Genomic DNA, 14,140 nt, shown 5'->3' on the forward strand with positions numbered 1-14,140 from the left:
GCCGGGTGTCTGTCTCCGGCGACGCCGTTCGTCGGTGGGCGACAAGTCCCGACAGAAAGGGGTCATCCGATGGCCGTTCTCGACGTTCCCGGCGCCCGGCTCCACCACACCGTCACCGGCAGCGGTCCGGTGCTGCTGTGCGTCCCCGGTGGTGCGGCCGATTCCGGCATGTTCGCGCCGATCGCGAGCCTGCTCGCGGAGCACTACACGGTGATCACCTACGACCCGCGCGGAATCTCCCGCAGCATCCTCGACGATCCCGGCGAGGAGCAGCGGATCGAGGTCCACACCGACGACGCGCTCCGTCTGCTCGACAGCGTGAGCGAGGAACCCGCGGCGATCTTCGCGTCCAGCGGCGGTTGCATGCAGGCTTTCGAGCTCGTCGCCCGCCATCCCGGGCGGGTGCGGACGCTCCTGGCGCACGAACCGCCGCTGACCAGCCTGCTGGACGAGGAGCCCGACGTCGATCCCGACGAGCTGCTGCGCATCCACCGCGAGCACGGCATCGAGGCGGCGATGGCGAAGTTCATGGCGGAGGCCGGTTTCGAGGCGGGCGAGGGTGCTCTCCCACCGGAGATGCGGAAGAACATGGAGTTCTTCGTCGTGCACCTGATGAAGATGATCGGGGACTTCACCCCGGACTACGCGGCCCTGAAGGCGTCGGGGACCCGGATCGTCGTCGGTGTCGGCAAGGAATCGGCCGGGCAGCCCGCACATGAGGCGGCGGTGCTCGCCGCCGGCCGTCTCGGGCTGGATCCGACCTACTTCCCCGGTGACCACGGCGGTTTCGCCGCCGAGGCCGCCACGTTCGCTCCGCTGCTCCGGGAGATTCTCGGAGCCTGACCGCGTCAGGCGCGGACGTGCACGATCAGCCCGCCCACCAGCGCACCGAAGCCACCGATCGCGGCCAAGGTCCGGACCAGGTTCCACCGTTCCCAGACACCCTCGAACTTCGCCCGCAGCGCCTCGAAGTCGGTTTTGTCGCCGTCGAAACCGGCTTCGAGCGCGTTGTTCAACGGCACGTTGATCGCCATCGTCACCATCACCATCACCAGTAGCAGCACGAACCCCGCGATGATCCACGGCAGCGCGGACCGCAGTTCCGATCGGAAGTGCAGCACCGCCGCCACCGCGGCGAGCAACGGCGCCCCGCCGAAGCTGATCGCGAACCAGCCGTTGAGGATGGCGATGTTGATCTCCCGCATCCCGGTCACGTACGTCCGGGCATCGGCCCGGCCCAGTCCCGGCATGACCGAGCACGTGTAGGCGTAGAACAAGCCCGCGATCAACCCCGCCGTGATGACGGCCGCGATCAGGACGATCTCGCTCAGCGTCGCCATTCCTGTCGCCTCCCTTCCGATTCCCGATCGTTTCACTGATTCCAGACTCCGGTGGCCGCGGCCTTCGCGGCGTACTCGGAGAAGTCCCTCGCGGGCCTGCCCAGCACCTTCTCGACGTCACCGGTGAGGGATTCGTTCCGGCCGTCGAGGACTCGGGTGAACAGGTCGGTCAGGCCTTCGATCTCTTCCTCCGGTACGCCCTGTTCGGCCGCTCCCGCGGCGAACTCCGCCGCGGAAACCGGAACGTACTGGATCTCTCGCCCCGAAGCCTTGCCGATTTCCGCCGCCGCGTCCGCGAAACCCAGCAACCGGGGCCCGGTCAGCTCGTACACCTCGCCGTCGTGCCCGTCGGTGGTCAGCGCCTTCACCACGACGTCGGCGATGTCCTCGACGTCGATGAACGGTTCGGTCACCCGCCCGGCGGGCAGCACGATCTCACCGGCGAGCACCGGTTCCAGCAGGAAATGCTCGCTGAAGTTCTGGGCGAACCAGCTGGCCCGCACGACCGTCCACTGGGCACCGGAGTCCCGCACCCCCTGTTCGCTGACCACGGCCTCCTCCTCGCCGCGACCGGACAGCAGGACCAGTCGCCGGACGCCGTGTTCGACGGCCAGCTTCGAGAAGTCGCGGATCGCTTCGGCCGCACCGGGGAAGGCGAGGTCGGGGTAGTAGGTCAGGTAAGCCGCGCTGATCCCGGTGACCGCCGCCGTCCAGGTCGACCGGTCGTTCCAGTCGAACCCGGGGCGCGACGCCTTGCGGACCGCGACGCCCTGCTCGGTCAGGCGTTGCGCCACCCGGCTCCCCGTCTTGCCGGTAGCGCCGAGGACCAGGACCGTCTCGATGTTCTTCGTCTCTGTCATGCCCCTAGTCAAGCGCCTCCGAATGAGACGGAACATAGTTCAAAGGCTCTGTTCCATGTTTCATCGTCTACACTTGTCGCCATGGATCCCCTCGCAGGTCTGCTGGACGGCCCCCGCGCCCGCGGCGCGTTCCTGCTGAAGTCGGTCATGACCCCGCCGTGGTCCCTGCGGGTCGAGGACGAGGCGCCGCTGACGGTGATGGCGCAGGTTCGCGGGCAGTCCTGGGTCGTGCCCGACCACGGGGAGACGATCCGCCTCGGTACCGGCGACATCGCCATCGCGCGCGGTCCGGACCCGTATCTCGTCGCGGACGACCCGGCCACGCCACCGCAGGCGATGATCCTGCCCGGACAGGAATGCCTGACCCCGGACGGGCAGCACCTCACCGAGCTGTCCGATCTGGGCGTCCGCACCTGGGGCAGCGATCCGGACGGTCCCGTCGTCCTGCTCACCGGCACCTATCCGCTGGAAGGCGAGATCAGCAGACGGCTCCTCAACGCGCTGCCGTCACTGCTGGTCGTGCGGGACGAGGAGTGGGACAACCCGCTCGTGGCGCTGCTGGCCGGCGAGATCGTCAAGGACACGCCCGGTCAGGAGGCCGTCTTGGACCGGGTGCTCGACCTGCTCCTGGTCGCCGCGCTGCGGACCTGGTTCGACCGGCCCGGCGCCGAAGCACCCGCCTGGTATCGCGCGCACAGCGATCCGGTCGTCGGACGGGCGCTGAAACTGTTGCAGCACAAGCCCTCCGAACCGTGGACCGTGGCGAGTCTCGCGGCCGACACGGGAGTTTCCCGCGCCGCGTTCGCCCGCCGGTTCACCGCCGCGGTGGGCGAACCGCCGATGGCGTATCTCGCGAGCTGGCGTATCGCGCTCGCCGCGGATCTCCTGCGTCAGCATCCCGACGTCACGATCGGCGCGGTCGCCCGCCAGGTCGGCTACGGCAGTTCGTTCGCGCTCAGCACCGCGTTCAAACGCGAGCACGGCGTCAGCCCGCAGGGTTACCGCACCGGCGTCGCGTAACGCTCGACCAGTTCCGCGCCGATCCGCGCGAGTTCCTCTTGGACCGACGGAGGCCCCAGCACTTCGATCATCGAGCCCCAGCCCGCGAGCTGCTGGGCGATCATCCACGCCACCGGCGCCGACACCGTCACCCGCACGCGGCCGTCATCGAGCTTCTCCTCCACAGTGGACTGCCGTCCGAAGTGGTCCTGCAGGATCGGCAGGTGCCGCTCGGCGATGAGCACGGTCGCGTCCAGTCCCGAACGACGTTCCTCGACCCGGTCGACGACCCGCTCCCAGGCGCTCGACAGCTCGAAGTCGTCCGGGCGATCGGCGGGCAGGTCGGTGACCTCGGCGTCGGACACGCGGTCGACCCGGAAGGTGCGCTGGCCCTTCTCGGTGCCCGCGATGAGATACCAGATGTCGTCCTTGTCCACGAGCCCCCACGGGTCCACGACCCGCTCGACCGGTTCCGCGCCCTTTTTCGCGTAGCCGAAGCGGACTTTGCAGCGCCGCACGATCCCGCCCTGCAGCACGGCGAGCACTTCAGGCCGCTCTTTCTCCCGCTCACCCCACCGTGACGGGTCGATGACGACGGCGTCCGCGGCGGCCTGCGCGTCGGCGCGGAAGGTGTCGGGCAGGGCCCGGACCAGCTTCCGCAGCGCGGATTTGACCTCGGGCGAGATCGACGCGGCCGGGCCCGCGAGCAGGAACAACGCCTGGGCCTCCGACGCCGACAGTCCACTGAGGTCGGTCCGCGCCCCGCCGACCAGCGACCATCCACCGCCGCGGCCGGGCTGCGGGTACACCGGCACGCCCGCGGCGGACAGCGCCTCCAGATCGCGCCGGGCGGTGGCGACGGAGATCTCGAGTTCCTCGGCCAGTTCGGCAGCCGTGACGCGGCCACGAGCCTGCATCAGCAGGAGGGTGGCCACCAGGCGATCGGCACGCATGGGCACGAGTCTGGCAGGTGAATCGCTCACCGGGTGAGCACTTTGGGATCGACGCTTGACCTTCACATCGATGTCAACCCCTACGGTCGTCCCACCGACCCAGAAGGAGAAGACATGGCAGGCGCAGTGGTCATCGGCGCAGGACCGGGTATCGGTCGGTCGGTCGCCCACCGATTCGCGAGGGAAGGGCTACCGATCACCCTCATCGCCCGCACCACGGAGACCCTCACCCCACTGGCCGCCGAGATCGGCACCGCGCTGGCGCTGACGGCCGACGTCACCGACGAGAAGGCCCTCAAGACCGCTCTCGACACCTCCGTGCGCGAGCACGGCGAGCCCGACGTCGTGGTCTACAACGCCGCGATCATCCAGGCCGACGCACCCGGGGAACTGTCCGTCGAACGGCATCTCGCGGCGTGGTCGGTCAACGTCGTCGGCGCGATCACCGCCGCCGCCCACATCGCGCCGCGGATGGCCGAACGCGGTGCGGGCACGATCATCGTGACCGGCGGGATGCCTGAAACCGTACCCGCCTACACGAGCCTCTCGCTCGGGAAAGCAGGGGTGAGGGCGCTGGTGTCGCTGCTGGACACACAGTTCGGCCCGTCAGGGGTGCATGTCGCCACGGTCACCGTCGCCGGACCGGTCGCGAAAGGCACGCCCTTCGACCCCGACGACATCGCCGAGCACTACTGGCGGCTGCACACCCAGCCCCGAGCGGACTGGACACGGGAGATCGTCCACAAAGGATAGGGAACTCACCAGTGCGCGGGGTGGGCGAGCGACTCCGGCAGCTTCGTCGTCGCGTCGCCTTTCGCCGCGTCCAGCTGCGACTGGATGAGGAAGAGCGCGTCACGGAAATCCGCGCCTCGGACGTCGGCGTCGCGCAGGTCCGCGCCGGTGACGTCGGCCTGCCGGAGATCGGCTCCCCGCAGGTCCGCGCCGATCAGGTACGCCCCGCGCAGCAGCGCGCCGCGCAGGTTCGCCCCCTTGAGTTTCGCGCCGATGAGGTCGGCGCCGCGCCGGTCCTTCTTCTTGCCAGGCACGGCGGCGCGTGCGAGTTCACTGGCGCGCACCAGCAGCCCGTTCACCGCGGCCCGATGCGTGGGGACGTCCAGCTTCCTCAGCACACCGGGCGTGTCCAGCGTCATCCGTTCGGTCCGGTCGATCATCTCGGCAAGGTCGTCGCGGATGGGCGCGGACGTCGGCAGTGCCGCCGCCTCGGTGAGGTAGTAGAGCAGTTCCTGCAGATCCCGCATGACCGGGAAGACCGCGAACATCGATCGCGCCGTCTTCGGCGCCTTCCGCCAGTCCTCGCCGTCGAAGGTGACCTGGGAGACCTTCTGGCCCGCGCCGAAGCAGTCATAGACCGTGCAGCCGGTGAAGCCCTTCGTGCGGAGCTTGTCGTGGATGCCGCACCGGGAATCCTCGCGCAGGTTCGGGCACGCCTGACCGGCCGGTTTGGTGATCGCGAAATCGGCCGACGCCGCGAAGGCCGGGACGACACAGCACAGGCCGAAGCAGTTCTCGCAGTCGGCTCGCAGGCTGGAAAGGGCTGGCACGGTGGTTCGGGCTCCAGATGATCGGCAAGGTGTTCCAGCCACAGGGTACGGAGAGCACTTTCCGTGCAGGGCACCCGCCGCCAATGGCCGCCAGACGAAGGTCGGGTGCTGCCCCGTTCAGTCGATTCGGACATCTCGGCCGCTCAATAGCCTCGATCCCCGTGGGATCCGGCAGGTGCCGTCCCATGCGGTCGTGCCGGACCGCTTTCCGCCGCTGTGGTCCTGACCGGCCGGTCCCCTGCGAACGACAGGACGAACACATGCGAGAGACGAGACAAACGCGTTGGCTGTCGCGTGCCGGAATGGTGAGCGCGGTCGCGGTGGCGATCAGCGTGACCGCCGCTCCCGCCCAAGCCGCCGAAGGACGGATCCTCGCCGCCGGATCCGCCGAAGCGATCCCGAACAGCTACATCGTCACGCTGAAGGACACCGGCGTCGTGGGCGCGCTGGCGAACCGCTTCGGCGCGAAGGTCGAGCAGGTCTACAGCAGCTCCCTCAAGGGCTTCTCCGCGACGCTGTCGGAGCGGCAGGCCAAGCGGCTCGCCGCCGACCCGTCGGTGGCGTCCGTCGAGCAGAACCAGGTGGTCCGCGCGGACGCGACCCAGATCAACCCGCCGTCCTGGGGCCTTGACCGCGTCGACCAGCGCAACCTCCCGCTGGACAAGAAGTACAGCTACACCAGCACCGGCGCCGGCGTGAACGTCTACGTCATCGACACCGGCGTGCGGATCAGCCACCAGACCTTCGGCGGCCGCGCCCGCAACGGCTACGACTTCGTCGACAACGACGCCGTCGCCCAGGACGGCAACGGCCACGGCACCCACGTCGCCGGCACCATCGCCGGATCGCAGTACGGCATCGCCAAGGGCGCCACCGTCTACGGCGTCCGCGTGCTCAACAACTCCGGCAGCGGCACCACCGCCGGAGTCATCGCCGGCATCGACTGGGTCACCAAGAACCACGTCAAACCGGCCGCGGCCAACATGAGCCTCGGCGGCGGCGCCTCCACCACGCTCGACGACGCCGTCCGCCGGTCGATCGCCGCGGGCGTCACCTACGGCGTGGCCGCCGGGAATTCCAATTCGAACGCCTCGGGCTTCTCCCCCGCCCGCGTGACGCAGGCGATCACCGTCGGCTCGGCCACCGAAACCGACGCGCGCTCCAGCTTCTCCAACTACGGCAGCGTCGTGGACATCTTCGCGCCGGGCACGAACATCACGTCGTCGTGGAACACCAACGACACCGCGACGAAGACCATCAGCGGCACCTCGATGGCGACCCCGCACGTGGTCGGCGTCGCCGCCCGGTTCCTGCAGAACAACAAGACCGCCACACCCGCGCAGGTGGCCACCGCGCTGATCAACGCGGCCACCCCCGGCAAGGTGACCAACCCGGGCTCCGGTTCCCCGAACCGGCTCCTGTACTGGGCGCCGACCGCCTGAACCTGATCGGTCTCGTGAGTGGTTAGGACGGTTCTAACCGTCCTAACCACTCACGAGGTGTTTCGCTACAGCACCTTCCGGATGCTCGGAACCACGGCGGCGAGCCCGGCGGCGTTCGGGTGCAGCGGAGCGAAGCTGTTGTTCACCACCGACGGGATGAGCCCCTCGATCCACTTGACGCCGATCGGCTGACAGGCGTCGTGACCGATGCTCGGCGTCCGGATGTCGACGTACTTCGCGCCGTGCGCGGCGGACTGCTCGGCCATTCGCGCGTTGAGCCGGTCGATGTTGGCCTGGATGTAGTCGGCGTCCTGCGGCAGGACCGGGACGAGCGGCCAGCATCCCCCCGGCTTGATCCCGGTCGGGTAGCCCACCATGACGATCTCGGCCCGCGGAGCGCGCTGACGGATCTGCTCGATGACCGTGCCGTAGGTCGCGGCGAAGGCGTCGATCTTGGTGGCGTACTTGTCCACCCCGCCCGTGGTGTTGGCCGCCTTGCACGAAGTGCCCACCGGAAGCAGATTCACGCACGATGTCGCGAGCCCGACCAGGCCGACGTCGTTACCGCCGATCCCGACGGTCACCAGCGTCGTGTCGGCCGAGAGCGCGTCGTACTGCGGCGGGTTGGTGCCGGAGACGATGCCTTTCTGCGGATTGGTGAAATGGGACGTGGTCGCCGCGCCGCAGGTGACATCGCGCAGTTCGTCCACGTCGAGTTGCTTCGCCAGCAGCCCGGCGTAGTTGATCGCCGACCGGGCGCAGGTGAGCAGATCGGACTGCGGCAGCACCACCGAGCCCGCCGAGAACGAGTCACCCATCGCGACGTACACCTGCCGTTCCGCCGTGGCGAGGGCCGGTGGCCCGATTCCGACGAGGGTCAGTGCGGTGCCCGCCACCGCGGCGATCCGGGCGAGTCTTCCCCAGCGCGTACGTGTCACTGCCGCCTCCTGCATGCGTCGTCGAATGCCGCGATCAGCGTCCGCTGAGCAGCGGAAGACCACTAGAACGGAGGCGCGCGTTCTTGATCGGGGTTTTGTAGGTTCCCTCTATGACGAAGGCGTCGGCACAGCCCTGGCGCAGGCTGGACGCTTCAGTGCTGACCCGGCTGGAGCCGGACACCGCCGCGATCGCGTCCGCCGCGATGGACCAGGTCCGCGCCGGACTGCGGAGCCCCCTGGACGACCGGACGGCCGCGAACCTCCAGGTCACTCTCGACGTCGCCTTGCATGCGTTCTTCAGCGAGATCGGTCATCCCGACATCACCACCGACCGGGAGGTCTACCGGGCGCAGGGCCGGGCCCAGCACACCGCGGGTCGCAGCCTCGAGGAGATGCTCGGCTTCTACCAATCGGCGGCGCTGGGTGTCTGGCGACAGCTCACCTCGTCGGCACCTGCCGTGGATCTGCCGACCCAGGCGATCGTCGAACTCGGCGAAGCGCTGTTCGCGTTCATCGCGGAACTCTCGGCGGCGGCCGCCGACGGGTACGCCGAGGCGCGGTCACAAGCGGCGCGGGCCGGACAAGCGCGACGCGACCGGCTCCTCGGTCTCCTGCTCGCCGAACCGGCCGTCGCCCGCGACCAGCTCGACGACGCCGCGAACCAAGCCGCGTGGGTGCTGCCTGGCAGGCTTGTCATCGCCGTCACCAGCGCCGATGTCGCACCGCAGCTACTGGACCGGATGCCGGGCCGAGTGCTGATCGGCCGTCACCACGACCTGACCGCGGTGGTCATGCCCGCCGACCGGCTCGAGTGGTATCTCGGCCGCTTGCGGGACCTGCTCGGCGACGATCAGGCCGGGGTCGGCCCGGTCGTGCCGCTTCGCTCGGCGGCGCTCAGCGCCCGCCGGGCAAGCGCGCTGTGGCGGCTGACGCGCACCGGCGCGCTCGGCGGCTGCCCGCTGGTCCACACCGTCGACCACCGCATCGATCTGCTGGTGACCGCCGACCCCGAACTCGCCGCCGAGTTCGCGAAGGACGTCCTCGCGCCGTTGGGCGGTCTGCCCGAACCGGCGAGGCGACGGCTCACCACGACCCTCGCGGCGTGGCTCGCCCGGCCCGACCAGCCGCAGGCGATCGGCGTCGAACTGCACGTCCACGTCCAGACCATCCGGTACCGGATCCGGCAGCTGCGGACGCTCTTCGGCGGCACGATCGACGATCCGGCCGGGCGGTTCGCGCTGGCGATCGCGCTGAGGATCGATCCACTCGTATCGAGGGAACCTACAAAACGCTCAGAGCGGGGCGTCCATCCGCTGCGTCCCGACGACGGACAGCAGGCGTAACGCGTTCTCCGAGGGCGTTCCGGGGTCGGCGGTGTAGATCAGGACCTGCTGGTCGCGGTCGGAGATGTCGAGGACGTCGCAGTTCACGCTGATCGGGCCGACCACCGGATGCCGGAAGGTCTTGCAGAGGGTGGGCGCAGCGCACACGTCGTGCGCGGCCCACAGCCGGGCGAACTCCTCGCTGCCGTCGAGCAGTTCCCGGATCAGTCCGGTGACCTCGGGGTCGTCGGGGTAACGGCCCGCGGTGGCCCGGAGGTTGCGGACCGCGCTCGCGGAGAACTCGTCCACATCGGACACCCCGTAGAGCCGCCGCCCGTCCGGGCGTGGCCCGAGGAATGCGCGGCGCACGAGGTTGCGGTCCCGTGGCGGCAGTGCGGAGAAGTCCTCCATCAGCGCGGCGGCGAGGTCGTTCCAGGCGAGCACGTCGTAGGTCGCCGACAGCACGATCGCCGCCGCCTGCGGAAGACGGTGCAACAGCGCGAGAATGCTCGGCCGGACCTCCCGGGACGGGCCGGGTGGCGGCCCCGGCGGCGCGCCGGCGAGGTGATGCAGGTGATCGCGTTCCACGTCCGACAACCGAAGGGCCCTGGTCAGCCCGGCCAGCACCTCGCGAGAAGGCCTTGGGCCGCGGGCCTGCTCCAGCCGGGTGTAGTACTCGGTCGAGATGAACGCCAGCTGCGCCACCTCCTCACGCCGCAGCCCGGGAGTACGGCGACGGTGCCCGGCGGGGAGGCCGACGTCGGCGGGAGTGATCCGCTCGCGCCTGGTGCGCAGGAAGTCCGCGAGTTGTCGTCTGTCCACCACTCCAGTGTGGACGATGCCGGTACGCCAGCCAGGTACCGCCGGTGCCTGGCTAGGCGCCGACGGCGGAGGAACGCTCGGTGCCATGACCAACTCAACGACTGTTCCGGGCCTGCTCGACGGCAAGGTCGCCTTCATCACCGGCGCCGGCCGCGGTATCGGTGCCGCCGCCGCGCGGCTGTTCGCCAGGGAAGGCGCCCGCGTCGTACTCGCCGCTCGCACCGAGTCCCAGCTGAAGACCGTGGCCGAGGAGATCCGCGCGGGCGGCGGCGTCGCGGATCACGTGGTGTGCGACCTCGGCGACGCGTCGAGCATCCGCGCGGCCGTCGGCCGTGCCGTGGAACTGCACGGCAGGCTTGACGTCGCGTTCAACAACGGCGCGACGAACGTGCCGCCGGGCCCGATGGACCAGGTGACCGAGGCCGATTTCGACCGTATCTACGCGGTGAACCTCAAGGGCCCGTGGCTGGCGATGCTCGCCCAGATCGAGGCGATCCGGGCCACCGCGAAGACCGGGGCCATCGTCAACAACACCAGCGTCGGCAGCCTGATGTCCAATCCGGAACTCCCGGCGTACGGGGCGATGAAACGGGGCGTCAACAGCCTCACCGCCTCCGCTGCCACCACCTACGGCCCGGAAGGGATCCGCATCAACGCCGTCGCCCCCGGTACGACGTTGACCGAGATGTTCTCCGAGTGGGTCGACAGCTCGCCGGGCATCCTCGAGCAGCTCAACGCGCGTACCCCGTTGGGCAGGGTGGCCGAACCCGAGGAGGTCGCCGAGGCCGCCGCGTGGCTGCTGAGTGACCGTGCTTCGTACGTGACCGGCACGGTCCTGCGGGTGGACGGCGGCATGCTGGCCTGAGTGGTGGCGGGGTGGGTGAGGTGCGGGAACCGGTGCCGGCCTGTCGGCGTCTGAACGCGCACCACCCACCCCGGCCGGGGGTTGCCCGAGGAGAAGCCGATGCCGTTCCTGGATCCCGAGCCGCTCTACGCCAAGCTCACCGCGGGTGACGCGGCGGGTATCGCCGAGGTCGGCGCGACCATCGCCGACACCAAGGCGTCGTTGCAGACGGTCGCGGACGGGATCTCCGACGGCGCGCTGCGGGCGGCACGGTCCTGGCGTGGCACGGCGGCGGCCGAGTTCATCGGCAAGGCGAGAGCGTCGTCACGAGCCGTCGCAGAGGTGTACGCCCAGCTCCACATCTCGGAGGCAGCCGTCAAAGGCGCCGCGAAGGCGTATACCGCCTTGCGGACGGCAGCCGACGCCGCCATCAAGCCATGGCGCGAGCTCGGCCTGAGCGAACTGGTCGAAGCACCGGAAATCGCGATGACGACCATCCGGGCGCTGACCGCGGCCCAGCAGACCTACGAAAGCAGGCTCACCGCGCTGGCGGCCACGACCGACGGCCGTGGTGAAGGCTGGGACAGCGAGGGCAACGCCGACATCAGCGGTGTCGACCCAGGCGAGCCGTGGACCTCCCAGGGCTTGGCCTATGACGGCGAGAACCTGCTCGTGGGCTCGTACCACGACGGCGATGGTGACGGCTCCGGCGACAACCCGATCGGGCCCGGACTGACGCCGAGCAGGCTGACCTACGTCGACTACGAGACCGGCGTGGAAGCGGGCAACGTCTACCTCGACGGCAACGGCGACGTCGGCGCTCCCACCCATACCGGCGGCGTCGCGACGGACGGTGAGCACGTCTGGGTTTCGTCCAACGGCTACGTGTACGTCTACGACAAGGCCGAACTCGACGCCGCCCAGAACAGCGGCAAACCGGTCGACGCCGTCGACGTAGTCCCGACGCCCGCTCACAGTTATGTCACCTACGCCCAAGGCAAGCTCTTCGTGGGCGACTACGGGAACAACCGGCTCTACGAAGTCCCGCTCGGCCCGGACGGCTCACCCCAGCCGGACAAGGCCGGAGATCCGATCGAGACACCGAACAACGTCCAGGGTGTCGTGGTCCGCGACGACGAGTTCATCTTCTCCTCGTCCGACGGGCACAGCGGCAGGTTCTACCGGCAGGACCGGACGCCGGAGTGGTACGACTTCAACGACCGCGAGGAACTGGAGCTGAGGGGCGGCGAGCCGGGCAACGAAGACGGCTACGACTCGCACGGGGTCGAGGAAGCCGTCGAAATCGACGGGGAAATCGTGTTGGCGCACGAATCCGGCGCCTACGGCTACCAGAAGAACCCGGGTTCGAAGTGGGACGAGCCCGAGCTCACGAGGATCTCCTTGGAGGAGCTGGGGCTCGACCCGGACGGCGCGCTCTCCCCCGTCGAGGCAGGGTACGAAACCGATCCCGATTCACTGGTCGGTGCCGCCGGCGTCCTGGACGGGGCGACGTCGACGTTGAGTGCCGCGGCCGGCGCGACGTCAAGGCTGCAACTGGTGTCGCATCTGCTCGGCGAGGTACCCGCGGCCGCCACCTTCAGCGACACGCTGACCAAGCACATCAGTGCCGCCGGGGATCGGCTGACAGCGGGTGTGGACACGGTCGGCGGCATCGCCGACAGCCTGGTCACTAGCGCGGACACGTACCGGCGCATCGAGGACGGGATCCGCGAGGGGCTGGACAAGCTCGGGAGCACCCTCGCCTGAACCGGGCGTTTCGCTTCAGCCGACAGGTGTGCCGATCCTGTCCGTTTGGAGCGCGCTCAGGGAGGTCGCCGCGGTTGCCCGCGCGTCCCCGATCGCGCCTCCCGCTTTCTCACTCCGCACATCGGCGCCTCTTCCCTCTCCACAGCCTCAAACGCTGTCCGTTTTGCCCTTTCACGCGATACGCGTAACTGATTTCGCGATACCAGTGCGCGAAACCAATACAGGGAAGATGCACCGTGATAATGCCCCTTATGACTGAGTGGGCTTGAGAAGAGCGCGAAATACGCCGTCGAAGGACCCACGGGAGCCGGGGCGAAGACACCAGGCGACCCCGATCAGGCGCTCAGCGGCGATCTGAGAGCGTTTTGCCAGGTCAAGCCACTGGTAGAACGACGACCTTGCCGCGGATGCCGCCCGCTTCGCTTCTGCGGTGAAGGGTGGGGAGCGCGCTGAGCGGGTGTCGTTCGCTCACCTCGACCGTGATCGTGCCGCTGTCGACCAAGGCCACCAGTTCGGCGAGTTGGGCGGAGTCATTACGGGCGACGACACGCGTGGCGATCGGCGCCTTGATCTCGTTGGTGACCGAGACGATGCGGCCATCGCGCCGGACGAGCGCGGCCAACGCCGCGCTTCGCGGCTCGTCGAGACCGACGAGGTTCAGGACGACATCGACCTGACCGCCGAGCGCGTCGCCGAGCGACGAAGTGGTGTAGTCGACGATCAGATCCGCGCCGTACCGCTGGACCGCTTGCCTGCTGCGCGGACTGGCAGTGGCGATCACGTGCGCGCCGGCACGTTTCGCGAGTTGGACGACGAAGCCGCCGATGCCGCCGCCCGCGCCGTTGACCAGGAGCCGTTCCCCCGGGACGAGGCGTGCGCGCTCGACCGCCTGCCACGCTGTCAACCCGGCGAGCGGCAGAGCGGCCGCGTCGGCGAGAGGGATGGCGGCGGGCGCCGTGACCAGCACCGCGGCGTCGGCCACGGCGAACTCCGCGGCCGCACCGTCGATCCAGCCGATGACCTGGTCGCCGACCGAGTGCGCGCGCACTCCTTCCCCGAGTTCGACGATCGTGCCGGCGACATCCCAGCCAAGGGTGAGGGGCAGAGTCACGGGAACCAGGTCACGGAGCGCGCCGGAGCGCAGGGCCACCTCGGTGGGATTGAAGGAGGTGGCGGCGACCTCGATCAGAACCTCGCCCATCGCGGGGACGGGCCGCGCGATCTCCTCGATGCGGATGACGGTCGCGTCACCGTGCTGATGAATCCGTGCGGCTCTCATGTTCTCGACCGT

14 protein-coding genes are annotated in these 14,140 nt (G+C 69.3%); 7 read left to right on the plus strand and 7 right to left on the minus strand.

Features of this window, described 5'->3' with window-relative positions; all coding sequences use genetic code 11:
- Positions 1–69 precede the first annotated feature (69 nt).
- Positions 70–843 carry an alpha/beta fold hydrolase gene (locus tag CVV72_RS08335; RefSeq protein ID WP_219151822.1) on the plus strand — a complete coding sequence of 258 codons (774 nt, stop codon included), beginning with the start codon at positions 70–72 and terminating at the stop codon, positions 841–843.
- Between the two features lie 5 nt (positions 844–848).
- Here the strand turns inward: CVV72_RS08335 and CVV72_RS08340 are convergent, their stop codons facing one another.
- Together CVV72_RS08340 and CVV72_RS08345 are read right to left on the minus strand one after the other, a co-directional pair.
- Positions 849–1,340: a DUF1772 domain-containing protein gene (locus tag CVV72_RS08340; protein WP_219151823.1), complete on the minus strand. Its 492-nt coding sequence runs from the start codon at positions 1,338–1,340 to the stop codon at positions 849–851.
- A 32-nt stretch (positions 1,341–1,372) separates the two neighbouring features.
- Positions 1,373–2,200, minus strand: coding sequence for an NAD(P)H-binding protein (locus tag CVV72_RS08345; RefSeq protein ID WP_219151824.1), 828 nt, complete (start codon positions 2,198–2,200; stop codon positions 1,373–1,375).
- Positions 2,201–2,281: 81 nt separating this feature from the next.
- Between CVV72_RS08345 and CVV72_RS08350 the strand changes: the two genes are divergently transcribed.
- Positions 2,282–3,220 carry an AraC family transcriptional regulator gene (locus CVV72_RS08350; protein ID WP_219151825.1) on the plus strand — a complete coding sequence of 313 codons (939 nt, stop codon included), beginning with the start codon at positions 2,282–2,284 and terminating at the stop codon, positions 3,218–3,220.
- On the opposite strand, the gene CVV72_RS08355 is transcribed toward CVV72_RS08350, so the two are convergent.
- Positions 3,199–4,152, minus strand: a complete 954-nt coding sequence (locus CVV72_RS08355) for a YafY family protein (RefSeq protein ID WP_219151826.1) — start codon at positions 4,150–4,152, stop codon at positions 3,199–3,201. The two genes, CVV72_RS08350 and CVV72_RS08355, sit on opposite strands and share 22 nt — an antisense overlap.
- Positions 4,153–4,266: 114 nt before the next feature.
- Here CVV72_RS08355 and CVV72_RS08360 point away from each other — a divergent pair, with 114 nt between their 5' ends.
- A complete protein-coding gene (locus tag CVV72_RS08360; RefSeq protein ID WP_219151827.1) occupies positions 4,267–4,905 on the plus strand; it encodes an SDR family NAD(P)-dependent oxidoreductase in 639 nt (212 codons plus the stop codon).
- Positions 4,906–4,910: 5 nt separating this feature from the next.
- Here CVV72_RS08360 and CVV72_RS08365 read toward each other — a convergent pair whose 3' ends face one another.
- Positions 4,911–5,714 carry a pentapeptide repeat-containing protein gene (locus CVV72_RS08365; RefSeq protein ID WP_219151828.1) on the minus strand — a complete coding sequence of 268 codons (804 nt, stop codon included), beginning with the start codon at positions 5,712–5,714 and terminating at the stop codon, positions 4,911–4,913.
- A gap of 260 nt (positions 5,715–5,974) precedes the next feature.
- On the opposite strand from CVV72_RS08365, the gene CVV72_RS08370 reads away from it, so the two are divergent.
- Positions 5,975–7,156 carry a S8 family peptidase gene (locus CVV72_RS08370; protein ID WP_370641878.1) on the plus strand — a complete coding sequence of 394 codons (1,182 nt, stop codon included), beginning with the start codon at positions 5,975–5,977 and terminating at the stop codon, positions 7,154–7,156.
- 65 nt (positions 7,157–7,221) lie between these two features.
- Here the strand turns inward: CVV72_RS08370 and CVV72_RS08375 are convergent, their stop codons facing one another.
- Complete coding sequence (locus tag CVV72_RS08375; RefSeq protein WP_219153869.1) at positions 7,222–8,052, minus strand: SGNH/GDSL hydrolase family protein; 831 nt, start codon at positions 8,050–8,052, stop codon at positions 7,222–7,224.
- Positions 8,053–8,204: 152 nt separating this feature from the next.
- Here CVV72_RS08375 and CVV72_RS08380 point away from each other — a divergent pair, with 152 nt between their 5' ends.
- Positions 8,205–9,437, plus strand: coding sequence for a helix-turn-helix domain-containing protein (locus tag CVV72_RS08380; protein WP_219151830.1), 1,233 nt, complete (start codon positions 8,205–8,207; stop codon positions 9,435–9,437).
- Here CVV72_RS08380 and CVV72_RS08385 read toward each other — a convergent pair.
- Positions 9,387–10,238, minus strand: coding sequence for a helix-turn-helix transcriptional regulator (locus CVV72_RS08385; RefSeq protein WP_219151831.1), 852 nt, complete (start codon positions 10,236–10,238; stop codon positions 9,387–9,389). The genes CVV72_RS08380 and CVV72_RS08385 overlap by 51 nt on opposite strands.
- An 85-nt stretch (positions 10,239–10,323) precedes the next feature.
- Here CVV72_RS08385 and CVV72_RS08390 point away from each other — a divergent pair, with 85 nt between their 5' ends.
- Positions 10,324–11,103, plus strand: coding sequence for an SDR family NAD(P)-dependent oxidoreductase (locus CVV72_RS08390; protein ID WP_219151832.1), 780 nt, complete (start codon positions 10,324–10,326; stop codon positions 11,101–11,103).
- Between the two features lie 99 nt (positions 11,104–11,202).
- Positions 11,203–12,849, plus strand: coding sequence for a WXG100 family type VII secretion target (locus CVV72_RS08395; RefSeq protein WP_219151833.1), 1,647 nt, complete (start codon positions 11,203–11,205; stop codon positions 12,847–12,849).
- 373 nt (positions 12,850–13,222) lie between these two features.
- On the opposite strand, the gene CVV72_RS08400 is transcribed toward CVV72_RS08395, so the two are convergent.
- On the minus strand, positions 13,223–14,128 hold the full coding sequence (locus CVV72_RS08400) for an NADP-dependent oxidoreductase (RefSeq protein ID WP_219151834.1): 906 nt from the start codon (positions 14,126–14,128) through the stop codon (positions 13,223–13,225).
- Positions 14,129–14,140: the final 12 nt, after the last annotated feature.

Origin of the sequence: Amycolatopsis sp. TNS106 (assembly GCF_019330265.1) — a bacterium.
Taxonomy (GTDB): Bacteria; Actinomycetota; Actinomycetes; order Mycobacteriales; family Pseudonocardiaceae; genus Amycolatopsis; species Amycolatopsis lurida.